Annotated in this window: 16 protein-coding genes; 5 read left to right on the plus strand and 11 right to left on the minus strand. The window is 67.0% G+C overall.

What is annotated here, in order from left to right; all coding sequences use genetic code 11:
- Window positions 1-217: 217 nt before the first annotated feature.
- Complete coding sequence (locus EHV23_RS03975) at window positions 218-1,786, plus strand: YncE family protein (RefSeq protein ID WP_125094809.1); 1,569 nt, start codon at window positions 218-220, stop codon at window positions 1,784-1,786.
- Between the two features lie 94 nt (window positions 1,787-1,880).
- Here EHV23_RS03975 and EHV23_RS03980 read toward each other — a convergent pair whose 3' ends face one another.
- The 10 genes from EHV23_RS03980 to EHV23_RS04025 form a co-directional block, all read right to left on the minus strand.
- Window positions 1,881-2,180, minus strand: coding sequence for a type II toxin-antitoxin system RelE/ParE family toxin (locus tag EHV23_RS03980; RefSeq protein ID WP_125094810.1), 300 nt, complete (start codon window positions 2,178-2,180; stop codon window positions 1,881-1,883).
- Window positions 2,170-2,439 carry a plasmid stabilization protein gene (locus EHV23_RS03985; RefSeq protein WP_238990264.1) on the minus strand — a complete coding sequence of 90 codons (270 nt, stop codon included), beginning with the start codon at window positions 2,437-2,439 and terminating at the stop codon, window positions 2,170-2,172. Before EHV23_RS03985 ends, EHV23_RS03980 begins: the two co-directional genes overlap by 11 nt.
- Before the next feature lie 35 nt (window positions 2,440-2,474).
- Window positions 2,475-3,113, minus strand: a complete 639-nt coding sequence (locus EHV23_RS03990) for a S8 family serine peptidase (RefSeq protein WP_125094811.1) — start codon at window positions 3,111-3,113, stop codon at window positions 2,475-2,477.
- Window positions 3,110-7,363: a non-ribosomal peptide synthetase gene (locus EHV23_RS03995; RefSeq protein WP_125094812.1), complete on the minus strand. Its 4,254-nt coding sequence runs from the start codon at window positions 7,361-7,363 to the stop codon at window positions 3,110-3,112. Before EHV23_RS03995 ends, EHV23_RS03990 begins: the two co-directional genes overlap by 4 nt.
- A 7-nt stretch (window positions 7,364-7,370) precedes the next feature.
- Window positions 7,371-7,592: a phosphopantetheine-binding protein gene (locus EHV23_RS04000; RefSeq protein WP_125094813.1), complete on the minus strand. Its 222-nt coding sequence runs from the start codon at window positions 7,590-7,592 to the stop codon at window positions 7,371-7,373.
- 178 nt (window positions 7,593-7,770) lie between these two features.
- Complete coding sequence (locus EHV23_RS04005; protein ID WP_238990265.1) at window positions 7,771-9,630, minus strand: (2,3-dihydroxybenzoyl)adenylate synthase; 1,860 nt, start codon at window positions 9,628-9,630, stop codon at window positions 7,771-7,773.
- Window positions 9,631-9,664: 34 nt separating this feature from the next.
- Window positions 9,665-10,897 carry an ABC transporter substrate-binding protein gene (locus EHV23_RS04010; RefSeq protein ID WP_238990266.1) on the minus strand — a complete coding sequence of 411 codons (1,233 nt, stop codon included), beginning with the start codon at window positions 10,895-10,897 and terminating at the stop codon, window positions 9,665-9,667.
- Between the two features lie 237 nt (window positions 10,898-11,134).
- Complete coding sequence (locus EHV23_RS04015; RefSeq protein WP_125094814.1) at window positions 11,135-11,920, minus strand: ABC transporter ATP-binding protein; 786 nt, start codon at window positions 11,918-11,920, stop codon at window positions 11,135-11,137.
- Window positions 11,921-11,933: 13 nt separating this feature from the next.
- Entirely contained in the window at window positions 11,934-12,992 is a 1,059-nt protein-coding gene (locus tag EHV23_RS04020; RefSeq protein ID WP_125094815.1) for a FecCD family ABC transporter permease, read from the minus strand.
- A gap of 305 nt (window positions 12,993-13,297) precedes the next feature.
- Window positions 13,298-14,890 carry a YncE family protein gene (locus EHV23_RS04025; protein ID WP_125094816.1) on the minus strand — a complete coding sequence of 531 codons (1,593 nt, stop codon included), beginning with the start codon at window positions 14,888-14,890 and terminating at the stop codon, window positions 13,298-13,300.
- Between the two features lie 261 nt (window positions 14,891-15,151).
- Between EHV23_RS04025 and EHV23_RS04030 the strand changes: the two genes are divergently transcribed.
- A complete protein-coding gene (locus EHV23_RS04030) occupies window positions 15,152-16,321 on the plus strand; it encodes a hypothetical protein (RefSeq protein WP_125094817.1) in 1,170 nt (389 codons plus the stop codon).
- Window positions 16,322-16,325: 4 nt separating this feature from the next.
- Here the strand turns inward: EHV23_RS04030 and EHV23_RS04035 are convergent, their stop codons facing one another.
- Window positions 16,326-16,931 carry an RNA polymerase sigma factor gene (locus EHV23_RS04035; protein ID WP_125094818.1) on the minus strand — a complete coding sequence of 202 codons (606 nt, stop codon included), beginning with the start codon at window positions 16,929-16,931 and terminating at the stop codon, window positions 16,326-16,328.
- Window positions 16,932-17,413: 482 nt separating this feature from the next.
- Here EHV23_RS04035 and EHV23_RS04040 point away from each other — a divergent pair, with 482 nt between their 5' ends.
- From EHV23_RS04040 to EHV23_RS04050, 3 genes are all read left to right on the plus strand, one after another.
- The gene (locus tag EHV23_RS04040) at window positions 17,414-17,656 is read left to right on the plus strand and encodes an MbtH family protein (RefSeq protein ID WP_125094819.1); all 243 of its coding nucleotides are present in this window, start codon (window positions 17,414-17,416) and stop codon (window positions 17,654-17,656) included.
- Window positions 17,656-18,369, plus strand: coding sequence for a thioesterase II family protein (locus tag EHV23_RS04045; RefSeq protein ID WP_125095504.1), 714 nt, complete (start codon window positions 17,656-17,658; stop codon window positions 18,367-18,369). The genes EHV23_RS04040 and EHV23_RS04045 overlap by 1 nt, the downstream gene beginning before the upstream one ends.
- Before the next feature lie 203 nt (window positions 18,370-18,572).
- The gene (locus tag EHV23_RS04050; protein ID WP_125094820.1) at window positions 18,573-24,149 is read left to right on the plus strand and encodes a non-ribosomal peptide synthetase; all 5,577 of its coding nucleotides are present in this window, start codon (window positions 18,573-18,575) and stop codon (window positions 24,147-24,149) included.
- Window positions 24,150-24,154 lie beyond the last annotated feature (5 nt).

Below are 24,154 nucleotides of genomic sequence, written 5' to 3' on the forward strand. Positions count from 1 at the left end.
TGTATCGGTTCATGCGCAGATGGTATCAACCCCGCCATGAACAGGGGGTTATGTAGGGCTTCTTTTGCAGGAAGCTCAAAGCCACGCATAATAATGGGTATCAATTCTAACGAACCCGCGCAGACTTCCCTTCATGCGCGCCCTGCCGGACAAGCCCATGCCTTTACGCACTTCCCGCTCAGCCCTTGCCGTTTCGCTTGCACTTACCTGCGGGAGCATGCTGGCGGTCCAGCCGGTTCATGCGGCCCCGCGCGCCGCCGGTGCGGCCAAGGCGCGACAGGCGCATGCACTTTCCTTTGGCCCCACCACCGGGTGCGAGCGCCTGCCGGGGTACGATCCGCTGTGGGCCAGTCACGATGACGATTTCGGTTTCCTGCAGGTGGGCACCAAGCCGCCGCCGGGCCAGGCCGAGAAGGGCGAGGAAGACGATCCCATCTTCCTCTCCGGCTTCTACCAGATGCAGACGCACGGCAACACGCTGTATGCGGCCTTCGGAGGAGCTTCGACCCGGGGCGTCACGCCGGGGGCGCTGGTGGTGCTCAATGCGCGTACGCTGGCTTTCCAGAAAATCATTTCACTGCCCTTTGCCAGCCATGCCATGGCGCTCGACCGCGAGGGCAGGCGGGCCGTGGTCACCCATACCCGTGTCAATGCCTTCAGCCTGGTCGATCTGGCCACCGGGCAGAGCACCTGCCGCAAGCCCGACACCGCCATCCGGGGCGACGCCTATCAGGGGCGATACGTGCAGATGGACGAGCAGGGCTTTTTCTACATCAACTACAACAGCTTCTCGGCCCGGGTGCCGAAGGGCTATGTCATGAAGTACACCCCGCGGGGTGATCATGCGGCCGGGTTTGCGGTACGGGCCACCGAGCGTGCTGACCTCGTCATCCCGCTGCTGTACCGTCAGGGTGCGCTGCTCACGGGCACCCATGCCGTCCGCGCGGTGAACAGCCAGACCGGCGCGGTGTCACGGCTCTCGCCGGTCTTTGGCAGCACCAATTTCTACAACTACGCCTCGGGGCCGGGCAACCAGCTGCTGGCCAGCAACTACAGTGCGGCGGCGCGACCCAATCTGGCGCAGGTCGATCTGGCCACCGGGGCACGCAACGATCTCTTCACCGGCAGCGGTACCGTCGAGGTGGCTTACGGTGCGGCGGGTGGACAGGTGTTCAGCACCAACTACGACAGCCACACGCTGACGGTGGCTGCGCTGCCCGAGAAGGGCACCCTCAGCCCCGAGCGCTTCGTCAACATCCGCTTCCAGGATTCGCCGTCCAACCTGCATGTGCGGCAGACGGCGCAGGGCACCGATATCTACGTCACCACCAAGGTCTGGGGGCCGGACAATGCCAGACGGGGGGGCCTGCTGCACAAGGTGCATCTCGATGCGGCCGTCAAGGGCATCGAGGGCATCCGCAAGCCCGGCGCCTGCTCCATCATCACTTTCAACATGGTCGACCGTGCGGTCTCGCCACCCGTGGCCTGCGATCTGCTCGATCCCAAAGCCACCCTGAAGGCCGAGTACCGCCTGCTGCGTGACGTATCGCTGCCCGAGCTGGAAAAGAACCGGCGGGAGGGGCTGGTTCTGCAGAAACAGGCCCGCTCCGACCTGAAGGCGGCGCTGGCCAGGGCCAAAAAGCATCCGGGCAAGGCCAGCAGCCGTGCCGTGGCCGAGGCCAGGTCACAGCTGGCCAATGCCAGCGCCTGGATCATCGAGCTGCGTCACCAGATTCCCGAGGCGCGCACCAGCCTGAAGGTGCTCAAGCGCATGGCGGAGGAGTGACGGCCCCCGGGGCCGCAGGGTAATCCCCCCGCGCCCCCGGCGGCGAGAGCGGAGTTTTTGGGGCAACGCCCCAAGGTGTTTGCTGGCTGGCAGATTATCGGACCTTGCGGTACTGCTGGCGGCCACCGACCACGGCCAGTACGCGAACGACTTTTGCGGCGTCATCGACTTCGTACAGAATGTTCTGGCCCATCAGGCTGATGCGTCGCACGCTGTCTCCGTATTCGGGGGTTTCCTGGTACAGCCGGGGAAACTTGGTCAGCTTGTCCGTGCTGGACAGCAAGCGGTCCGTGACATGGCGGGCATCCTGGAGGGAGGCGTGTTCAGCCAGATAGTCGAACAACTGGCGCACATCCTCGATGGCCCCGGGGCGCCAGTCGATCTCAAACGGCATCGCGCAGTTCCTCGTAGCGTCGATTCAGCATCGATCGGACCTGTTCGGTTGTCATCCCGGGGCGGGTGTCGGCGCGAGCTGTGGCGACCTTTTCGCGAACCCACTCGTCATGGCGGGCCCGTTCCAGTTCCTCGTCGGCCAGACGTTGCAGCAGCTGCACCTGTTCTGGTTTGTATTTCTGGAGGCTGATGCTCGGCAGCAGTTCTGCCAGTTCGCGCAGGAAGTGGGCGTTTTCGTAGTGTGTAGAGGTATTCATCATTCAATCCCTGGTGTCCGGATCAGACAGGGCACAGGTCACTGAAGCTCGTTGACCTGGTCCCGGTTCACGGCCAGCACGTTCTTCTGTTTCTCGAAATACGCAATGGCATCACCAATCGGCTTGCCGTCGGGAATGCGCACCACCACCACGTTCATCGTGTCCAGTTCGTAGGTCACGCTGGCACCATAGCTGCTGGCAGCCTCCAGCAGCGCCTGTTTGGCCTCGTCGTCGCTGCCGTCGTAGTGAATGATCAGGTTCTGGGTATAGCGCACATCCTGGTCCCTGATCTCCTGCCCCTGCGGCAGCTTTCCGGCGGCCGCTTCCTGTGCCGCCGCTTCCTTTTCGGCCTTTGCCGTGGCCTTTTCGTGGGCGTCCCAGTCCACGGGTTCACCCTCGTCGGGGCTGGCAGCCGTTGCGGCGGCGTCAGCGGTGTTTCCCGCAGCAGGATCGGCAGCCTTCCCGTCTGCCGGGCTTGCCGCTGCGTCCTGTGCCTGATCTGCTGCCCTTGCCTTTTCGGGATCCACGGCGCCTTCCTCCGTCTTGCCCGGCGTGCTTTCGCTGCCGGCTGGCAGGGAGGTGTTCCCGGTCTGGGGGCCTTTGGTGCCACAGGCAGCCAGCTGCAGCATCAGCAGGGCGGCCGCCACGGCCAGCAGGGGCGTCTTGTCGTGCCTCATCGATGAACTCCTGTTTCGGCTGCCTGCAGCGCTGCTTCCAGCGGCGGCAGCCAGCTGTCGAGCGCCGTTTCGCCCGGCAGATGGGCATGCAGGCTGGGGGCATCATGCACGTCCAGCCGCGTGGCAAACGGTGCCCACATGTCCGGCGAGAGATTCTCGCCCGCATGGTCCAGGGCGGCGCGGATGTAGAGCAGTGTGCCGTCGTACGTCTGGTGCCGGTGGTCGCGCACCAGGGTGTTGCTGAAGCCCACCGCCTCGAAGATGCTGTGCAGCTGTTCGTCCGTCAGGTTGCCCAGCGGGTGCTGCTGCGCACGCAGATGGCCGATCACGCGCTCCTGTGTCAGCTGCCCCTCCCGGGTCAGCGCATCCGGATCCTGACCGGCAATGTGCAGGATGGCGCGCCAGACATCGTGGGCCTCGGCCGGTGCCCGGTCCCGCCAGGCATCGGCGGGATAGGCATCCAGCAGGCACACCACGCCCAGGGTGGCGCCGCGTGCCTGCAGCTGGCAGGCAATGTCCTGCGCCAGAATGCCGCCGGTGGACCAGCCCAGCAGATGGTAAGGCCCGGCGGGCTGCAGCTGCTGGATCAGATCCGCATAATGGGCCGACAGGGCGCGCAGCGTGGGGTAGCTGCCGTGCTGCCCGGTCAGGGCCGGTGACTGCAGGCCGATGACGGGCCGGGTGCCCGACAGTCGTCGGGCCAGCAGCCCGTAGCACCAGGCCAGCCCGCCGGCCGGATGGATGCAGAAGAGCGCAGGCGGCGCGCTGCCGTCCTGCGCCGTGCACGTGGCATCGGGCGTGCGGGGTGTGCCGTGGGTCTGCTGGTGGGGTGTGCCGCGGGTCTGTTGGTTGGGTGTGGCGTGGGGCCGTTCGCGGGGTGTGGCGGGCAGGTCTCCCCGCAGCCGGAAGAGGGGGCCGAAGCCCGCCTCGCCGGCCGCCACCTCCTGCCGCTGCAGCCGCTCGATCCACGCCGCCAGCCGGCCCACGTCCGGGTGTTCGAACACGGCGCCCAGCGTGATGTCGGTACCCGTGTCTTGCCGCAGCCGGGCCGCCAGCCGTGTGGCCAGCAGTGAATGGCCGCCCAGGACGAAGAAGTCGTCTTCCACGCCCGGGGTGCCGGGCAGGCCCAGAATGCCGGCAAAGGCCGCTGCCACCTGCCGCTCGGCAGGGGTGCGGGGTGGCGTACTGCCCTGGGCCGCAAAGGTCGGTGCGGGCAGTGCCTTGCGATCGAGTTTGCCGCTGCTGTTGATGGGCAGTGCGGGCAGCAGCATCACCAGCGAGGGCACCATGGCTGGTGGCAGCAGCGAACGCACGTAGTCGAGCAGGGCCTCTGGCAGCGCGTGTGCCCGGGAATCGTGCACGCTGCCCGGTGCAGGTCCGCTGCCGCTTCCGGTCGCCGCGGGGCGTGCCGCCAGGGAGGGAGCATCCGTATTTTCATGTACCGGGGCGGACGCTGCTTCTGCGCCGTCCTTCGTTACCACATAGGCCACCAGCCGTTGCTCGCCCCGGGCATCGCGCGGGGCCAGCACCGCCACGTGGCGTACCTGCGGGTGAGTCTCGAAGGCGGCTTCGATCTCGCCCAGTTCGATGCGCTGGCCGCGCAGCTTCACCTGGTGGTCGATGCGCCCGCGGTATTCCACCGCCCCGTCGGCGCGCCAGCGGGCCAGGTCACCGGTGTCGTACAGCCGTACGGGTTCCGGATGGTCCGGGTCCAGCCCCGGATGGGTGATGAAACGCGCTTCCGTCAGGTCCGGGCGGCCCACATAGCCATCGGCCAGCTGGCGCCCGCCCAGATACAGGGTGCCCGTCACGCCCGGTGCCACCGGGCGCAGGCACTCGTCCAGGATGTACAGGCCCGTGTTCCAGACCGGGAAGCCAATGGGGACCGGGTCGCTGCGGTCGTCGCGGCTGGCGGCCCAGTGGCTCACATCCACGGCGGCCTCGGTCGGTCCGTACAGGTTGTGCAGCGCCGAATCGATGCGGGCATGGAAGCGGTCGCGCATCTGGGCCGGCAGGGCCTCGCCGCTGCAGAATACGGCCTGCATCCGCAGTCCGTCGCTGCCCGGCTCGTCGAGGAAGGCCGCCAGCATCGACGGCACGAAATGCACCACGTCCACCCGTTCCCGCCGGATCAGGGCGGCCAGCGCCTGTGGATCCTTGTGCACGTCGGGCTCGGCCACCACCAGCGTTCCCCCGCACAGCATCGGCAGGAACAGCTCCCACACCGAGACATCGAAGGTGTAGGCGGTTTTCTGCAGGAAGCGCTCGTCCGGGCCAAAACCGTAGTGCTCGCGCATCCACAGCAGCCGGTTGACGATGGCCCGGTGGCTGACCATCACCCCCTTGGGCTCGCCGGTGCTGCCCGAGGTGTAGATCACATAGGCCGGATCGGCGGGCTGTATGACCGGCAGCTGTGTGGTATTGCCGTCTGCCGGCAGGCTGCCGAATAGGCTGTCCAGCGTCACCACCATGGCGTCGGCCAGCAGCCCCTCTGTATTCCCATCGACGATCACCGCCCGGGGTCTGGCCGCTGCCAGAATCCGCGCGATGCGCGCCGGCGGTTGTTCGATGTCCAGCGGCAGGTAGGCGGCGCCGGCCCGCTGGATGGCGTGCAGGCTCATCACCATGCGCGGGCTGCGGGGCAGGGCCACCGCCACGATGTCGCGCGGCTGCACGCCAGCGGCCACCAGCAGGCGGGCGGCGTGGTCGGTGCGGGTGTCGAAGTCGGCGTAGCAAACCCTTTCGTCCTGCATGCGCAGCACGTCACGTGCGCCGTGCCGTGCGCAGGTCTCGCGCGCCAGCGCCACCAGCGTGGTGTCGGGCACGGGATGGGCGGTGTCGTTGACCCCGCTCACCCAGTGACGGCGTTCGTCGCCATACAGCGTCTGCACGGGACGCAGGGTCTGGGCCGGCAGCGCATGGCGCAGGAAGGCCAGCAGCCGGCCGGGCATGGCCGCGATGTCTGCTTCACGGTAGAGCTTCGGATTGGCTTCCACCTGCAGCCGCATGCCGCTGGCGTCGGGGGCTGCGCGCACGTTGAGGTTCAGGTCTTCCACCGGTCCGGTGCCGTACACCGTCTGGTGGGCATCAAGCCCGGCCTGGCGGTACGGGGCGTCGAAGGGCAGGATGTTCAGCAGCGGGCCGTGAATCCGTCCCTGGCCCCCGGCCCGGGCGAGGTCGCGGCGCATCTGTTCGCTGCGATAGCGCCCGTGGCGCCGGGCCTTCTTCAGCTGGCGGGCGGCGCCGGTGATCAGCTCGTCCAGTGGCTGGTCCTGGCCGATGTCCAGCACCAGCGGCACGATGTTCATCACGGTGGCCACGCTGCGGGCGCTGATGTTGCCCAGCCGGCCCATGTACGGCACGCCGGGCACCACGGGCTGGCTGCCGGTGTGGCGCTGCACCCAGGCCGCCATCAGCAGCGTGAGGATGTCGGGCCAGCTCACCAGCGTCTGCTGCTCACGGGCACGCAGCGCCTGCAGCACGTCGTCGGGTACATCGACCTCGGCATGCAGGGCATGGGTGCCCGTGCTGGCGCTGCGCTCGGTCAGGCTGGCCACGGTGTCCAGCAGTGACAGGGTCTCTCGCCAGTACTGGGCATCCTGCCGGCGCTGTTCGCTGCTGCGGTAACGGGCGTCATCGGCCACCACCGCGGCAAAGGAGGTCAGCGGCGATCCCGGCACGCTGCCGGCCTGCGGGGCATCGTCGGCCATGGCCTGATAGTGCTGCATGGCCCGCTGTTCGATCAGCGCCATGCCATAGCCGTCGGCCGCCAGATGGTGCACCCGCTGGAACCACAGCACGCGCCCGGGCTGTTCGATCAGCAGGTGTCGGGCCAGAGGCTGCCGGCGCGGGTCGATGGGGGTCTGCAGGTCGGTGCGCATCAGCCGTTCTGCCCGGCCGGGGTCGGTTGCTTCATCCGGCAGCGTCACCCGTTCCAGAACCGGCAGGCGCGTGGTATCGAAATACTGCCGGGGGCCATCGTCGGTGTCCAGGAAGGCCAGCGTCAGCGCATCGGCTTCCTGCAGCGTGGCCTGGATGGCCGCGGCCAGCCGTGCCACATCCACCGGGCCACGGATTTCCGTCACGTGGCCGGTGTTGAAGATCGGGTTGTGTGGATCGAGCTGCTGCGCATACCACAGCCCCTCCTGCGCCTCGGTCAGCGGCTGGGCGGTGTCGGGGCTGTCCATGCGTGGCCCGTCGCCACGCGATTCTGCAGACAGGGTGGCAGAAGACGGCTGCAACGTGGCCATGGTGGTGTCATCCCGAAATCATCGCCCACCACGCACCCAGCGTGGGCTTTGCGGCCATTTCCGAAAAATCGAGGGTGGCGCCCGCGGTCTGCCAGCGGCTGGCCAGCGTCATGGCGCGCATCGAATCGAGGCCGAGGTCGATCAGGTTGTCGTCGTCATGGATGTCGGCCGGGTCTTCCAGCAGGATCTTCGCCAGGTCCTGGCGCATCTGTTCGAGGGTGAGGGACATGATGGGGGGATGGGAAAGGGAGGAATGTACGGCCCGGTATTCCGGGCCGGTGACTGGAGATGCGGTTGCGCCTGTCATTGTCATCCCGGCTCAGGGCAGGCTGTCTGGTCTGTACACTGTGCGTACCGGCACATGACCGTGGCCTGCGCGGGAACGAAAGACGGCGCCATGACACGCGCTAGCCCTGCTGTGGCGCCTGTCCGGCGTCTTTCTGCTGGCCCTGTCCAGCGTCTTCTGGCTGGTCCTGCTGCTGGCTCTGTTCGGCGCCTTTCTGCGGATCCTGCTGCAGGTCCTGTCCGGCGTCTTTCTGCGGATCCTGCTGCTGGTCCTGTCCGGCGGCTTCCTGCGGATCGTTCTGCTGCGCCTGCTGTTGGTCCTGCGCCTGCTGCTGGTCCAGCTGGGCCCGAAGATGGGCACGCAGGGCCTTGCGGCTCAGCTTGAGTGCTGCGGTTTCCATGAAATAGTCGACGAACACGAACTGGTCCGGCACCTTGAAATCGGCCAGCCCCTGCGCGCGAATCCATTTCTTCAGTTCCACCGGACGGGGCTTCTCGCCGCGGGGAATGATGAAGGCGCAGCTGCGTTCGCCCAGATACTCGTCGGGTACCGACACCACTGCGGCATCGTAGACCTGCGGGTGGGCCATCAGGTGGTTCTCGATTTCTTCGGCCGAAATCTTTTCGCCGGCCCGGTTGATGTGGTCTCCGGCCCGGCCCTGCACGATCAGGTGCCCGGTCGGCAGCCGCCGCACGATGTCGCCGGTGCGGTAGTAGCCGTCGGCGGTGAAGGAACGTTCGTTGGCGGCCGGGTTGTTGTAGTAGGCACGCAGCGTGTAGGGGCCGCGGGTGGTCAGGTTGCCGGATTCGCCATCGGAGACGGGGCGGTCGTCATCGTCCACGATGCGGATCTCGTCATCCGGACTGATCGGCCGGCCCTGGGTTTCGATGATGGTGTCTTCGTCGTCGTCGAGCCGCGTGTAGTTGACCAGCCCCTCGGCCATGCCGAAGACCTGCTGCAGCGTCACCCCCAGTACCGGCCGTACGCGGCGTGCCACTTCCGGAATCAGCTTGGCGCCCCCCACCTGAATCACCTTCAGGGTGGACAGGTCGGCCTCCGTGTTCGCCGCCGCCTCCAGCCACAGCAGCAGCAGCGGGGGCACCAGCGATGTGTCGGTGACGCCTTCCCGTTCGATCAGGCCGAAGCAGACCGCCGGGGTGGGGGCCGGTGCCAGTACCACCCGGCCTGCGGCATACAGTGTGCCCAGAAAGCCCGGTGAACTCATCGGAAAATTGTGGGCCATCGGCAGCGCGCACAGGTAGACGCTGGCCTGGTTCAGCCCGCAGATGCGGGCACTTTCGCGCAGCGTGTAGATATAGTCGTCGTGCGTGCGCGGAATCAGCTTCGACAGTCCGGTACTGCCGCCGGAAATCTGGAAAAAGGCGGTGTCGCTGCCCTCGGTGCCAGTGGCCGGCAGGTCGGCTGCGGCACGGGTGATGTCGGCGTCCGTGGCCGGCTGCAGCGCATCGAAGGCCGTGAAGGCACCGGCATCGCCGCGGGTCACCAGCACATGCTCGACCTGTGGGCAGCGCTGCTGCAGTTCCGTGGCCAGCGTGCGGTAATCGAAGCCGCCAAAATCACCGGCGCAGATGTAGCCGCGCGCCGCACCGGTGTTGGCAAAATGCTCGATCTCGGCAATGCGGTGCGCCGGCAGCGCATACAGCGGAATGATGCCCACCCGGAACATGCCGAAAATCAGCGTGACGAATTCCGGTACGTTGGGCAGCTGCACGATCACGCGGTCGCCACGCTGCAGGCCCATGGCCTGCAGCCGTACCGCCACTTCCGAGGCGCGGGCATCCAGTTCCGCGTAGGTGAGGAGGCTTTCGCCTTCTCCCACCACCGCCACCCGCACCGGATATTCCTCGGCACGCCTGCGCAGCCAGGCACCGAAGGTTTCGTTGCGCCAGTGGCCGGCCTCACGGTAGCGTTTGGCCAGGACTTCGGGCCAGGGCTGGTGCAGCTGGATGGGCGTGTTCATCGTGAAGCTCCTGCAGCGGAAGAGGGGGCTTGAATCAGGGTTTTTTCTTCAGGTCGACCAGATAGGTGCCCGACAGCGGCACCGTCAGGAAGCGCCGGTTGACCTCGTCCAGGGTCTTCCGGGCCGATTGTTCGTCGACACGGTCCGGATGGATCCAGCCGGCCAGCGCCTCGATGAACACCACGTGCAGCGGCGAGTCATTGAAGGCGTGCCAGATGCCATGGGCATTGCCATTGCGCACGGCGGACAGCGCCGTCAGCCGGTTGCCGTCGATCACCGCCTGGAGGCTGCTGCGGGCGTCGCCTTCCGTCACGCCGGTGCCGATGTGCAGGCCCTGGCTGGCGCGTTTGCCCGATCCGGTGCCCGTGGCAATGTAGACCTGCGGATTGCGGCTGTTGATGTATTCGAAGCTCAGCTTGCCGGTCTGCGTCTTCAGCACGTCGGCACCGATGTTGTGGCCACCCGCGTAGCTGATCATTTCGTTGAAGGTGCCCTGGCCGGGCGAGTTGCAGCAGTCGGTACTGCCGGCGTGGGCATGCACCAGCACCGGCGGATGGCTGCTGGGCGGCAAATCCTTCAGCCGGTCGGCCACGCCCTTCATGTGGCTCTGGTAGAAATCGATGAACTCGGCGGTGCGCTGTGGCTGGCCGATGGCCTCGCCCAGTGCCTTCAGGCTGGGCACGGTGTTTTCCAGCGGCTTGACGAAGAAATCCACCACCAGGACCGGGATGCCGGCCGCGGCAAAACGCTTCATCATCAGCGAATTCTCGACGCTCTCGCGGTCGGTGCCGCCCGCGAAGCGGGCCGTCAGCACCACCAGGTCGGGACGCAGGGCCATGGCCTGCTCCACCGAAAAGCTGTCGGCCGTGTGACGCGCCACCAGCGGCACCTTCGCAATGGCCGGGAAGCGCTCCAGATAGTTCTGGTATTCGCGGGAGAACGAGGTGCGGAATTCATCCGACCAGCCGGCCAGGATGCTGACCGGATCGGGGGTGAGCAGCGCCATCACCGGCAGGTGACGGGCCTGCGTGAGAATGACCCGTTTGGCCGGTGCCTTCAGCGTGACCTTGCGCCCGAGCACATCGGTGACGGTGATGGGGCCCTGGGCGGCCTGCTGGGCCTGTGAAGGGGTGGACGGCGGGTTCTGGGCCACGGCAGCGGGCGTCTGGAGCATGAACAGGCCGGCGGCGGATGCCAGCAGCGCGGCCGCGAAGCGTCGCGTGCCTGCGCGGCGCGTCCGGCGTGGAGAATGCATGGGATCGGACATGAACGAATGGGGAATACGGTAGCTGTTGAAGAATGGAACCGGCTGAGGCCCCGGGGCGGGTCCGTCATCCGGGGCGGGCCTGCGGGTCGGGCTGCTGTCCCGATGGGCCGGCTGTGGCCCTGGCTGTCCGGGCAGATGCCCGGGCGATGCAGGGGGCGGCACGCCGGGGTGCGGGAGGCGTCGCAGATCATGGGGTTGCCACGTCTGCAGCCCTGGGCTGGTCGGGACAACGGCCCGTCACTGCACCGGCTGCATCAGTCCGTCCACGATGACCTGCGGCACGCCCTGCGAGCAGCGCTCGACGCGTGCCTTCACACCATAGCATTCTGCCAGTGCCTGGCCGGTGATGACCTCGGCCGGCATCCCCTGGCCCAACAGCGCACCCTTGCGGATCAGGATGCAGCCATCACTGTGGCGCAGCGCGATGTTCAGGTCGTGCAGCACCACCAGGGTGATCAGCCCGTGCTCATGGGTTTCCTGCGCCAGCAGGTCCATCACGTGGAACTGGTAGTTCAGGTCCAGGGCCGAGAGCGGCTCGTCCAGCAGCAGCAGCCGCGGGCGCCGGATCAGGGCCTGGGCGATGCCCACCAGCTGCTTCTGGCCACCCGAGAGCTGGTCCAGATAATGCATGGCCAGGTGGTCGATACCCAGACGCCGCAGCAGATCCATCACGGTGTCGACGCCTGTCTCGCCGCCATCCGCAGATACGGCGGATGCCCGGGCCGACACCAGCACCGACTCCAGCACGCGCAGATGCACCGAGGCCGGCAGCGACTGTGGCAGGTACACCACCTGTTTGGCCCGCTCCCGGAAGTCGATGGCCCCCAGATTGGTGCCATTGAGCACGACGCTGCCGTGGCGCGGGGGCAGCAGGCCCGCCATGGCCTTGAGCAGCGTGGACTTGCCGGTCCCGTTGGGGCCGAGCAGGGACACCAGCTGCCCCGGGGCGATGGGTGTGAGGGTCAGGTTGCCGATGATGTCCTGACGACGGTAGGCCACCTGCAGATCGTTGATTTCGAGCATGGTCTGGACTCCGTCAGCCGGCACGGCGGCGCATCACCACCGACACGAAGAAGGGCACGCCCACCAGCGAGGTGACGATGCCCACCGGCACGATCACGCCCTCGACGATGTTCTTCGAGGCCATCGAGGCCAGCGACAGGATCATGGCGCCGATCAGCGCGCTGCCGGGCAGGTAGAAGCGGTGGTCCTCGCCGAACAGCCGCCGGGCGATGTGCGGTGCGATCAGCCCGATGAAGCTGATGGTGCCCACCATCGACACGGCCAGCGCCGCCAGAAAACTGATGCGCAGCAGCGAGACCAGCCGCTGGCGCTTCACGTCGATGCCGAAGCTCAGTGCGCGCTCTTCGCCCAGCCGCAGCGCGGTGAGCTTCCAGGCATCCTTCAGGCAGAAGGGCAGGATGACGGCCACGGCCAGCAGCATGCCGCCCACCTTGGCCCAGGTGGCCCGCGACAGGCTCCCCATGGTCCAGAACACGAGGTTCTGCAGGTCTTCCGCGCTGGCGATGTACTGCATCAGCGACACCAGTGCATTGAAGGTGAACACCAGCGCAATGCCCACCAGCACCATGCCGGAGCCGCTCATGCCACCCCAGCGGGCCAGCACGTCGAGCAGCACGGCAGACAGGATGGCAAACAGGAAGGCGTTGCCGGCCACGGCCCAGCCCGGCGGCAGCCCGGGCAGGCTCAGGTCCAGCACCAGCGCCAGCGAGGCCCCGAAGGCGGCGGCCGAGGAGATGCCCAGCGTGAACGGACTGGCCAGCGGATTGGCCAGGATGGTCTGCATCTCTGCGCCGGCCAGCCCCAGCCCCAGCCCCACGACCACCGCCATGATGGCATAGGGAAGACGCACGTCCCAGACGATGACGGCGGTGGTGGGTTCGGCCTGCGCGGGCGAGAAGATGGTGCGGACCAGTTCCGTCCACCCCAGCCCCGACGGCCCCAGCATGAAGTCGGCCACCAGTGACAGCAGGATGATCACCACGAAGGCGGCCAGCAGCACCCAGCGCAGTCGCAGCAGACGGGAATATTGATGGCTGGCATCATGGCCAGCGGGTAAAGGGGAAGGTGTCATCCGGGGCACCACACATTAAAATGAGATACATTCACCCAAAGGCGGGGCTAGTGTATCAGTTTGTACGGACGGCCCCTCAAAAAGTTTCCTGCGAATCCGGTCATCGTCGGCCCCGGCATTCGTGGCCCTGCCGCTCCGGGCATCAGGGTGCCTCTGCAAAAATTCTGCGGCACTTTGGCTTTCATGCCCGGGCGATCCTGTGCGTCGTCATTTGCCGCCAATGGCCCTGCCATTGCCGACAGGGCGCCTTCTGGCTCATCCGATCCTTGGGTCCAACGCCACTCGCAGACTTTTGCAGGGGCGCTCTAGCGCCCGGACGGGGCCGTCGCCTGCGACGGATTGCCCAGCCGCTGGAAAATCTGCAGCCCCCGCTCGTCCTCGGCCAGCTCGCGCTCCAGGGCCTGCACCGTCACCTGCTGGCTGGCCACGGCGGTGGTCAGGCGACTGATGGTCTGATGGTTGCCGGTGCTGGACGTGGGGTTCTTGCCCCGCTGGCTCTGGGCTTCTTCCAGCTCCTTCTGCTGGCTGGCCAGCGTCTTGCGTTCCTTGTCCAGCTCGGGCAACAGCAGCTGTTTTTCCTGCTCGAGGCGGGCGTGGGTCTGCTGGAAGCCCGTGGCGGCATCCAGGATCCGGCACGGCTGCGGTTCGGCCACCGAATGGTCGGCCAGGTTGAAGACCGTGATCATGCAGGCCCCCGGGCGGGTGATGCCCTCGATGCCCTGAACCGATGGGGCGATCCGGACCCGGTGCAGCAGCGTGGATTTGGGCCGGTTCTCCGTGGGCTTCCAGTGCTTGACCGACACGTAGATGTCGGTGCCCTGGGCGGTGTGCCGCGTGGTCATCGTGGCTGGGTCGCCGTCGAACTGGATGTTGACGAACTGCCCGGGCGTGAAGGCCGTGGCGTTTGCCGGCAGGGCGGCCACGGTGACCGAACCGCTGGTATTGTTGGTGGCCAGGGCCATGCCGGATTCCGGCACGTAGGCGGCCTCGACGGAGCCGGCTGCCGTCAGCAGCTCGCTGCGTGCGCCGGTGGCCGGATCGATCAGCATCAGGTTGGGGCGTGCCGCGGCGTTGTAGTCGCTGGCCAGCAGCAGGCCGCGTGGCCCGCGGGCGTAGTTGTACACGGCCGACGAGCTGCGCTCGGCCGTCAGTGTGGTGATCTCGCCGGACCGCGGATCAACCGATTTCACGCTCTTGCCGCCGGTCAGCAGCCGCCCGTCCAGGGCGGCCAGCGGAATGGTCATGGCCCGTTCCGTGACCTGCACGTCGAAATCCGGGGCGTGCTCGCCGTCGGGCGTGTACTTCATGATCACGCCGGCCTCGTTCTCGTCGGCAAAATTGTTGTAATTGATGAAGAAGCTGCCCTGGTCGTCCATGACCACGTAGCGGCCCCGGTAGGTCTCGCCCTGGAAGGTGGTGTCTGCCTTGCGGCAGTTCACCCGCCTGCGATCCAGGTCGATCAGGCTGAATGCATTGGCAGCCGTATGGGTGGCCACGGCGTGTTTGCCTGCGCCATCGATGGCCAGCGCATGCGCGGCAAAGGGCAGGGCGATCTGGCGTTTGAATGCCATGCTCTCGGCATCCAGCGCTACCAGGGCGCCGGGTGTCGTGCCGCGCGGGTTTTCCACATCGCCACCGAAGGTGGCGTAGAGCGTGTCGCCCACCAGCCGCATCTGGTAGAAACCCCAGATCGGACCGTGTTTTTTGTATGCATCCGGCCGGTTCAGGCCAAAGTCTCCGTTGTAGGCCTGCCATTCCGGGTCGAAATGCTCGATTTTTTCGCAGCCCTGGGTTGCCCTGAATGCCTGGCCGGTCGTCTGGCCGGCAAGGGCAGAGGCCGCAGGGTACGCAGCGGAAAGGGTCGTGGCAAGAAGGGCGCAGAGATGGGCAGGCCGCATGGGTGCAGGTTTCCGGATATGGCTGTCGTGTTGAGAAAATACTATCATCCGTTTTTTCGCACACCTGCGCTGGCGCGCGTCCCGGACGCTTTCGTTCCCGCGCCCGCACCACCCTGCGCGCTTTCTTTTCCGGGGAGGCTCCGGTCGGGCCTGCGTGTCGTGCCGCTTCCCCATGAATGACCCCGGAAACAGCGTGGGTATCCGGTTTTTCCGTCCGGATGTCCGCAGTATCCCTTGCGGTGCTCTCTCTGGCCTGGTCCCATGAATTTTTCCGCCTCACGTCTGTCCGCGCCCGCCCTGCTGGCCGTGCTGTTCATGCTGCCCACGGCGCTGCATGCCGCCAGCCGCAGTGAGGTGGCCAGTCCCACCAGTTTCCAGCTGCTGTCCTCGGTGGGGGCCGATACGCCGGCCTGTCACGGCACCCTCGTCGCGTGCGGCAACCGTGCCCTGAAGGGGCTCATCCCGCCGGAGGGTTCATCGCCCCGCGTGGCCTACAGCTTCACCGACGAAACCTTCTCCTTCGATTCCGGCGTCGACATCCTGCTGCAGACCGCCTCCACCCGGCAGCCCGCCGAGCAGGGCGCCCACATGGAATGGCGGTGGCGTACCGCATGGCGCAAGCTGGGCGAGAACCACTATCGCCTGATCCAGACCAGCATCCAGTACCGCTGCGGCTCGGGGGCCTGGCTCAAGACGCCCTGCCGTCCCACCGGTCCGGCCACCGAAGCCGTCACCAGCGATTTCGGCGCCTCCGACATCACCCGTCCGGCCGCCGGTGGCGCACAGGATGCCGGCATGCAGCGTCCGCCCCAGGTTCCCGGCCAGGCGACACCGGCAAGGGCTGCAGCCGCAAAGGCCGAAGCCGCAAAGGCCGCGGCCATGCGCGAAGCCTCTCCGTCGGAGTCTGATGACCGCACGCCGCACACCGGACGCCAGGCCGAGCGGCGCCGGGCCGCAAAGGAGCGGCTGGGTCTGGAGGGGCTCGACCTCTACAACAAGCCCGAACCCCAGATCCAGTACCGCATGCCGCCCACCTCGCCCGATGCCATGCGCCATGCTCACGGGTTCATGCCGCTGGCACTGGGTTCCGATGGCGGCTCCCTGGCCACCGCACCCTGCGAGAAACCCATCGATCTCTGCGGTCAGCAGGTGCTGGATGAAGTCTATGCCGCCGATGCCTACGGCAAGCTCTCGCCCGAGCAGATCCGCCACGAGAGTTTCGTCTATGGCGACGAGGACGACGGGGTGATCCGCGCCGTCTATCTGGTGACGCTTGTCGACCTGCCGGACGACATCATCGAGGGCGAACGTGTGCGCATCGGCTTCGTGCGCCGCGGCACCAGCTGGGTGGCGGTGTCGGCCGGCCGCCAGGTGCGCTGCCGCTTCGGCTATGCCCGCAGCGAATGGCGGGGCGAGACCTGCTCCCCCTGACCGGCTAGCCGTCCTGCGGCAGCGGCAGGGTGATCCGCTTCAGAATCCTGCCCATCTCCCCCTTGTTCAGGTAGCTGCGGCATACCTCTGACGCCAGCAGGGTCTCCCGTACCTCGCGCAGCAGGATGTTCACCAGCGCCGGCGATATCTCCATCAGGCCGGCAATCTCCCGCTGGGTCTTGCCCTCGGCCACATGCAGCACGAAGGCACGCCGGTGGCGCGCCGAACGCTCCAGCAGGGTCCGGTTCACGGCGGCCAGCACTTCCCGCACGTAGGCCCGATCCTCCGGGCCGCTCTCTGCCGACGGCAGGATCTCGGCGTACGACTCCACGTCCAGGTCCGACGTACTGGCGCGCTGCTTCATCATCCGGCGCTGGATGTCCAGTGCCGTATTGCGTACCGTCTGGGCACAATAGGCCCTGGCGTTGTGAACATCCCCCCGGTTGCTCCTTTCATACACCTTCAGATAGGCATCCTGGACGGCCTCCTCGGCTATGGCGCCATCTTTCAGGATGTCGTAGGCAATGCGATAGAGAAGCGCTCTGTCCTGAATGAAAACCATCGTCAACTCTGTATCGACTGCAAGCTTGTCTGCGTCGTCGTTTGGCATGTTTTACTCATCTAACTGATAAATAGAATAACTAGCACTACATGTATTGGACCAGTGCCAAACACCGGGGAAGTGGGTTTTCGTTACCATTCGAAACGAAACCTCCCCATACTTTGCAAGATCAGGCCCTGCCCGTTTTGCAGGCAGGGCAGGCGAAGGCATGGGTTGTCCACCCAACAGCACCGCATGTCGCGCTACTCAAGGCGGTGGTTGCGGTGTCATACTCTGGTGGCTGGCAGTTTTGTTGTTACCCTTCAAAACAAAATTGACCAACACCACTTTTCGGCTTGATGGTTCCTGTTGACGTTTCATGGCTGACTGGGGTAAGCGCCCGCAACGCAGCCAGGCACACGCTGCTTCATTCCACCGCGCATGCAACAAAATGCTTGCACTGTGTCACATAATGAAATATTTCAACAAGTGTTGAACAAAGATCAGGCTGATTCGTCCTGTAAGTATCAATGGCAAATATCGGGTGTTCAATGTCAAAAAGTTGCTTTGATCGCGAAGATGAGACCTTCATCGTGCTGGTCAACCACGAAGAGCAGTATTCCATCTGGCCGGAATGGAAGACCGTGCCCGGCGGGTGGAAGGCGGTCGAAGGTATCCGGGGGAACAAGCAGCACGTGCTCGACTACGTCCGGACACACTGGCAGGACATGCGGCCCCTTTCTCTCAGGAAGTGGATGGAGGATCAGGCAGGGGCCAGCACACCGGCGGCGTGATGACCAGGCTTCTGACCATCCCGTGTGCGGGGGCCAGCGCAACCATGTATCTGCGCTGGCGGCGCCATCTGCCGTCCTCCGTGCAGCTCGTCCCGCTGGAGCCGCCGGGTCGCGGTGCCCGGCTGGGGCAGTCCTTCATCGAGCGGTTCGACGGGCTGGTCTCCTGGCTGTGCCAGACGTGGCAGGCCGAGCTGCAGGACCGGTACGTGCTCTTCGGTCACAGCATGGGTGCGCTGCTGGCCTGGGGCATGGCGGTGCACCAGCGGCGCACCGGTGGCCGCATGCCGGAGGCGCTCCTGCTGTCGGCCTGCGCGGCGCCGTCGCAGCGTGACCCGGACCGCTTCAGGGGGCTGGACAGCGACGAGTCGCTGATGGCCGACCTGAGAGCGCAGGGGGGCACCAGCGAGGCGGTCTTTGCCCATCCGGACATGCTGCGCATGACGCTCGATACCCTGCGGGCCGATTACCGCGTGTGCGACAGCTTCGTCCATGACCCGGACGAAGCGCCGCTTGCCTTGCCCGTTCATGTCCTGGCCGGTCGCCAGGACGATATCTCCCCCGGGCGGCTGGAGGCATGGCGGTGCGAAACGGTGGCTCCGTTTTCCATCACCTGGTTCGAAGGCAATCACTTTTTCATATGGCAGGAAGAGGCAAGGGTACTGGCACATCTGCGCAGCCTGCTCTCGTCCATCCAGCCTGACTGGAGCCATTGAGGATTCTGCGGCCCTGCCGCCCTGTCCTGCGCGCCCCAGGCAAAGAGGGCGCGCGGACGAATGAATCCATGCACGTCCAGGCACCGGCCCGGGGCGTGATGACGGTGGGGCCGTTGTGTGGCCCCGGTATCAGGCAGGGTTTCATGGCGTCCCGTTGTCGAGGCGACGACCACATGGCGGTACGTTGAGGGATATCGTAAAAAATGACAGCTCGACAGCTTCAGGCCCCGGAGGATGGATTCGTGCCGCCCCGGGACTTCGTGCAGTGCCTGGCACGACTGGCAGAGGACCGTGGCAACGCCGTGGCGCTGACGGTGGTGTCGCAGCCCGCCGGCGCGGAGGTTCGCGAGGAAGTCTTCGGCTACGCCACGCTCTGGACGCAGGTGCGTGCACTGGCGGCCACGCTGCAGCGCCAGGCCGTGCCGGGCGAGCGGGCCCTGCTGCTGCTCGACAATGACCAGCACTATGTGGTGGGCCTCTTTGCCTGCTTTGCCGCCGGCATCATTGCCGTGCCGGTGTTCCCGCCGGAGTCCGCCCGCCCGCAGCACGTGGCCCGCCTGGCCGGCATCGCGGCCGATGCACAGGCACGGCTCGTGCTCACCACGGCAGCGCTGGCACCGCTGGTCACCTCCGCTCTGCCTGCGCTGGGCGTGGCCCGGCTCGTCGAGGTCGACCGTGCCGATCCGGCCCTGGCCGGCCAGTGGGTGGAATACCAGCCGGTGCTGACGGACACGGCCTTCCTGCAGTACACCTCCGGTTCCACCTCTGACCCGAAGGGGGTAATGGTCACGCACGCCTGCCTGATGGCCAACGAAGCGGCCATTCGTGCGCTGATGGCCATCACCGCGGCCGACCGCTTTGCCGTGTGGTCGCCGCTCTTTCACGACATGGGGCTGATCGGCGGGCTGCTTCAGCCCTTCTACAGTGGTATTCCGTGTGTGCTGTGCAGCCCCGACCATTTCACGGCCAGCCCGGTGCGCTGGCTGCGGCTGATCAGCCAGCATCGGGTCACGGTCAGTGGTGGTCCCGACTTTGCCTATCGCCTGTGCATCGACCGCGTCCGCGAGTCCCAGTGTGACGGGCTGGACCTGTCGTGCTGGCGCGTTGCCTACACCGGTGCCGAGCCCATCCGGCCCGACACGATGCAGACCTTCGTGGACAGGTTCGGGCGCTGCGGGTTTGCCGCCCGGGCCGTCTATCCCTGCTACGGACTGGCCGAAGGCACGCTGATGGTGACCGGGGTACTGCCCGGCCATGGCATGCACACCGTGACCTTCTCGGAAACGGCGCTGGCCCGGGGGCAGGTTCTGCCCGAAGGGGATGGCGTGGCCCTGGTGGCCTGCGGCCAGGCTGCCGCCGGCCATGCCGTCCGGATCGTCGATCCCGGGACAGGGCAGATGGCCGCTCCCAACCGGGTGGGGGAAATCTGGGCCAGCGGGCCGAGCATGGCGGCCGGCTACTGGCAGAACGCCCCCGCCACGGCCGATGCCTTCGTCACCGACGATGACGGCGTGCGCTGGCTGCGCACCGGCGATCTGGGCTTCGTCCATGAGGGGCAGCTCTTCGTGGCCGGCCGCCTGAAGGACATGATCATCGTGCGGGGCCACAACCTGTACCCGCAGGACATCGAGCAGGCCATCGAGACCCAGCTCGACGAGGTCCGCAAGGGGCGCGTCGCCGCCTTTGCGGTGGCATTCGATGGGCAGGAAGGCGTAGGTGTCGCGGCCGAGATCTCGCGCAGCATCCAGCGCCGCGTCCCGCCCGATGCGCTGGCCGGGCAGATCGCTGCCGTAGTCAGCGCCCAGACGGGGGAGGCACCGCAGGTCATTGCGCTGCTCGAACCCGGCGGTATGCCCAAAACCTCCAGTGGCAAGCTGCAGCGCCAGCGCTGCCGCCAGCAGTGGCAGACGCAGACGCTAGATGTCTGGGCCCTGTTCGAGCAGGGCGTCCTGAAGCAGTCGGGCGCCGTGGCACAGCCGGACGCCCCGATGCAGCCGGGGGCCATGGCGCAGCCGGATGCCCCGATACAGCTGGACGCTCCGATGCAAACGGGCGCCCTGACGCAGCCCGATACCCTGATGCAGCCGGGCGCCGTCACCGGTGAATCATATGCGCCGGGCGACGGTGGACCGACCCTGGAAGGGCTGGCTGCCGAGCTGGCCGAAGGCTGGCGCGAGGCGCTCGGTGCGCCACGAACAACGGCGCTCACACGGCACAGCCATTTCTTCATGCTGGGCGGCAACTCCCTGTCGGCGGTGACGCTGGCCACCCGCATTGCCAGCCGGTATCGGGTGCCGTTCCGGCCATCCCACGTGTTCGAACATCCCCGGCTGGAAGACATGGTGGCCTGCGTGACGGCGCTTGGCCAGCAGGTGCAGGCAGGTGCCTTGCCGGCCACGGACGGCCCCGTTGCCCTGACACCGGAAGACCGCGCGCTTGCGCAGCCGCTGTCGCCGGCGCAGATGCGGCAGTGGTTCCTCTGGCAGCTGGATCCGGCCGGCACGTCCTATGTGATCCAGGGTGCCCTGGATGTCAGCGGTGCGCTGGACGCGCAGGCGCTGCATCGTGCCGTGGACCAGCTGGTGCTGCGCCATGCCTCGCTGCGCACGCAGTTCCTGCTGACGGCTGGGGGGCTGGTCCGGCAGCGCGTGCTGCCTACGGTGCCGGCCGTCTGGCTGCCGGAAGAACAGCCCGTCCCGCTGTCCGAACGGACGGCGCGGATGCAGGCCCTGGCCGCACAGCCCTTCGACCTGCTGGCCGGGCCACTGGCCCGGTTCGTGCTGCTGCGTCACGACGCCCATCGCCACACGCTGGTGCTGCTCGTGCATCACATCGTGGCCGATGCCGCCTCGATGCAGATCCTGCTGGATGACCTCGGGGCCCTGTACGCCGTGCAGGCCGGTCTGTCTGCGTCAGCCCCCCCTGAAGACGCGCCGCAGTACATCGATTACGCCGTCTGGCAGCAGGCCCATCCGGAACAGGCGTTTTCCGCGGCCGATGTGGCGTGGTGGCAGCACGAACTGGGTACGGAGCATCCGCCGCTCACGCTGTCGCCGGGTCGCCAGCCGGCAGACGCCGCCCCCCGTCCTGCCGGGTTGGTCGAGGATGCGGTTCCTGCCCCCCTGTTTGCCCGTGTGCGGGAACGCGCCGTGCAGCTGGGCACCACGCCCTTCGTGCTGCTGCTCACCGCCTGGCAGCTGCTGCTGTTCCGCTACAGTGGCCAGCACGGCATCCGGGTCGGTGTTCCCGTGGCCAACCGGGAGATGCCGGCCGTGGCCGGCATGGTGGGCTGCTTCGTCAATACCCTCGTGCTGCAGCTGCGCATCGACGGGCGCGCTCGCCTCGGTGAACTGCTGGCGCATGCCGCCGCCCATCACCGGCAGGCCCAGCGGCATGCCCGGGTTCCGTTCGACCATCTGGTCGAGGTGCTGCATCCGGACCGCGTGCCGGGCGTCAATCCGCTCTTCCAGGTGGCATTCAACTACCTGCAGGAAGATTTCGGCGGATTCTCCCGGCACACCGGTCTGGGCGTGCAGCCCGTGCTGTCCGTCTTGCGCGAGGCCCAGTTCGAGCTGACGCTGGAAGTTCGCCAGCCCGACGCAGACAGCGCCGGCCTGCGCTTCATTTTCGATACACGGGTGCTGCCGGCCGGGCTGGTCGCGCAGATGGCCGTCCACTATCGGGATCTGCTGCTCCTGCTGACCGGAGATACCGGTGCGCGGGTGGGCGATCTGGATTTCATCGGCCCGCATCAGCGCCAGCAGCTGGCGGGCTGGGAGACGGGTGCCCAGTCCCAGGAAGACCCGGCAACCGTCGTGGCCGCCTTTGCACATCACGCGGCCGCATGCCCCGGGGCCACGGCGCTGCTGTTCGGCGAGCAGATGCTGTCACGTGGCGAACTGGCGCACCGTGCCCGGGCCGTGGCCCAGGCTCTGCAGGCCCGGGGTGTGCGGCCGGAGGACCGGGTGGGCATCCATCAGGAACGCTCGCTGGACCTGGTGGTGTCGATGCTGGGGGTGCTGATGGCAGGTGCCGCCTTCGTGCCGCTGGATCCGGAACTGCCGCCCCAGCGGCTGGCCTTCATGATGCAGGACAGTGGTCTGAAGGTGATGCTCACGCACGACCGGCTGCTGGCGGCCATGCCGGCCGTGGCCGGGGTGACGCCGCTGCTGCTCGAACACATCTTCCCGCCGGCTTTCGCAGCACAGACAGATGCAGCCCCGCCGGCATCGCTGGCGCAGGCAGGTGCGGCCCAGCCAGCATCCCCGGCGCAGACAGGTGCGATTCTGCCGGCGGATGCCGCCGCTGACAGCGGTGCGTCCTGGCAGGCTCCCGCCCTGCACGGCAACCAGCTGGCCTATGTGATCTACACCTCCGGTTCCACCGGGCAGCCCAAGGGCGTGGGGGTGAATCACCGGGGGCTGGCCACCTGCATGGCGTGGATGCAGCGCGTCTACGGGCTGGGTGACGATGACACCGTGCTGCACAAGGCACCGATCGGTTTCGATGTCTCGTGCTGGGAAATCTTCTGGCCCCTGAGCGCGGGGATCCGGCTGGCCATCGCGCAGCCGGGCGATCACCGCGATCCGCAGCGCATCTTCGACCTGATCGAACGGCACCGGATCACGACGCTCAACTTCGTGCCGCAGATGCTGCAGCTGTTCCTGTCGCGGCCCGATGCGGCCGGGACGGGCCTGCGGCATGTGATGTGCGGCGGAGAGGCCATCAGCGCCCGGGTGCAGTCCGAGGCGGTGCAGAAGCTGGGTGCCGGTGTGCTGCAGAACCTCTATGGGCCCACGGAGACGACGATCCACGTCACCCGCTGGACCTGCCAGGATGATGGGCGCACCCCCGTGCCCATCGGCCGGCCCATCGACGCCACGCAGGCCCATGTGCTCGATGCGGCGCTCAACCGTGTGCCGGCGGGTGTGGCCGGCGAGCTGTACATCGGGGGCGATCTGCTGGCACGTGGCTACATCAACCAGCCCGCACTGACGGCCGAACGCTTCGTGGCCAACCCATTCGTGCAGGTGGGCAGTCGCCTGTACCGTACCGGCGATCTGGTGCGCTGGAACGAGGCGGGCCAGCTGGAATATCTGGGCCGCATCGACGAGCAGATCAAGATTCGCGGGTTCCGGGTGGAGCTGGGCGAAGTGGAAGCGCAACTGCTGCGTCAGCCCGGGGTCCGGGAAGCGGTGGTCGTGGCACGCGAGACCCCGCAGGGCACCCAGCTCGTCGGCTACGTGTCCGGTGATGCTGCAGATGCGGCCCGGGCGGCCGGGGCCGGGCAGGGCAGGACACTGGATGGCGCCACCCTTCGCCTGGCACTCGGGGCCGTGCTGCCCGACTACATGGTGCCGTCGGTGATCGTGGTGCTGGCGGCCCTGCCGCTCAACGCCAACGGCAAGATCGACCGCCGGGCACTGCCGGCGCCGGTGTTCGATATGGGGGACACATACGAAGCACCCCAGGGTGAACTGGAGCAGAAGCTTGCGCAGATCTGGGCCGGTGTGCTGGGCATTTCGCGCCCCGACCGGCAGAAGAACTTCTTCGAACTGGGCGGGCACTCGCTGCTGCTGGCCACCCTGCACCAGCGCATCCAGGACGAGCTGAACGTGCGGGTGGGTCTGGTCGATCTCTTCCAGTTTCCCACCATCCAGGCCCAGGCCGCCCATCTGTCGGCACTGCGGGCGGCGCCGGGCAGTACCGGCGCTGCACAGGCTTCCGATGACCGGGGCGAACGTCGCCGTCAGGCGATGCTGCGCCGCAAACGGGTTTGAACAGT

Source organism: Lautropia dentalis (assembly GCF_003892345.1).
Lineage (GTDB): Bacteria > Pseudomonadota > Gammaproteobacteria > Burkholderiales > Burkholderiaceae_E > Lautropia > Lautropia dentalis.

Excerpts from the sequence above, each read along its gene's own strand:
- EHV23_RS03975 (WP_125094809.1), top strand. The coding sequence starts at position 218 with ATGCTGGCGGTCCAGCCGGTTCATGCGGCCCCGCGCGCCGCCGGTGCG.
- EHV23_RS03980 (WP_125094810.1), bottom strand. The coding sequence starts at position 2,180 with ATGCCGTTTGAGATCGACTGGCGCCCCGGGGCCATCGAGGATGTGCGC.
- EHV23_RS03985 (WP_238990264.1), bottom strand. The coding sequence starts at position 2,439 with ATGATGAATACCTCTACACACTACGAAAACGCCCACTTCCTGCGCGAA.
- EHV23_RS03990 (WP_125094811.1), bottom strand. The coding sequence starts at position 3,113 with ATGAGGCACGACAAGACGCCCCTGCTGGCCGTGGCGGCCGCCCTGCTG.
- EHV23_RS03995 (WP_125094812.1), bottom strand. The coding sequence starts at position 7,363 with ATGGCCACGTTGCAGCCGTCTTCTGCCACCCTGTCTGCAGAATCGCGT.
- EHV23_RS04000 (WP_125094813.1), bottom strand. The coding sequence starts at position 7,592 with ATGTCCCTCACCCTCGAACAGATGCGCCAGGACCTGGCGAAGATCCTG.
- EHV23_RS04005 (WP_238990265.1), bottom strand. The coding sequence starts at position 9,630 with ATGAACACGCCCATCCAGCTGCACCAGCCCTGGCCCGAAGTCCTGGCC.
- EHV23_RS04010 (WP_238990266.1), bottom strand. The coding sequence starts at position 10,897 with ATGTCCGATCCCATGCATTCTCCACGCCGGACGCGCCGCGCAGGCACG.
- EHV23_RS04015 (WP_125094814.1), bottom strand. The coding sequence starts at position 11,920 with ATGCTCGAAATCAACGATCTGCAGGTGGCCTACCGTCGTCAGGACATC.
- EHV23_RS04020 (WP_125094815.1), bottom strand. The coding sequence starts at position 12,992 with ATGACACCTTCCCCTTTACCCGCTGGCCATGATGCCAGCCATCAATAT.
- EHV23_RS04025 (WP_125094816.1), bottom strand. The coding sequence starts at position 14,890 with ATGCGGCCTGCCCATCTCTGCGCCCTTCTTGCCACGACCCTTTCCGCT.
- EHV23_RS04030 (WP_125094817.1), top strand. The coding sequence starts at position 15,152 with ATGAATTTTTCCGCCTCACGTCTGTCCGCGCCCGCCCTGCTGGCCGTG.
- EHV23_RS04035 (WP_125094818.1), bottom strand. The coding sequence starts at position 16,931 with ATGCCAAACGACGACGCAGACAAGCTTGCAGTCGATACAGAGTTGACG.
- EHV23_RS04040 (WP_125094819.1), top strand. The coding sequence starts at position 17,414 with ATGTCAAAAAGTTGCTTTGATCGCGAAGATGAGACCTTCATCGTGCTG.
- EHV23_RS04045 (WP_125095504.1), top strand. The coding sequence starts at position 17,656 with ATGACCAGGCTTCTGACCATCCCGTGTGCGGGGGCCAGCGCAACCATG.
- EHV23_RS04050 (WP_125094820.1), top strand. The coding sequence starts at position 18,573 with ATGACAGCTCGACAGCTTCAGGCCCCGGAGGATGGATTCGTGCCGCCC.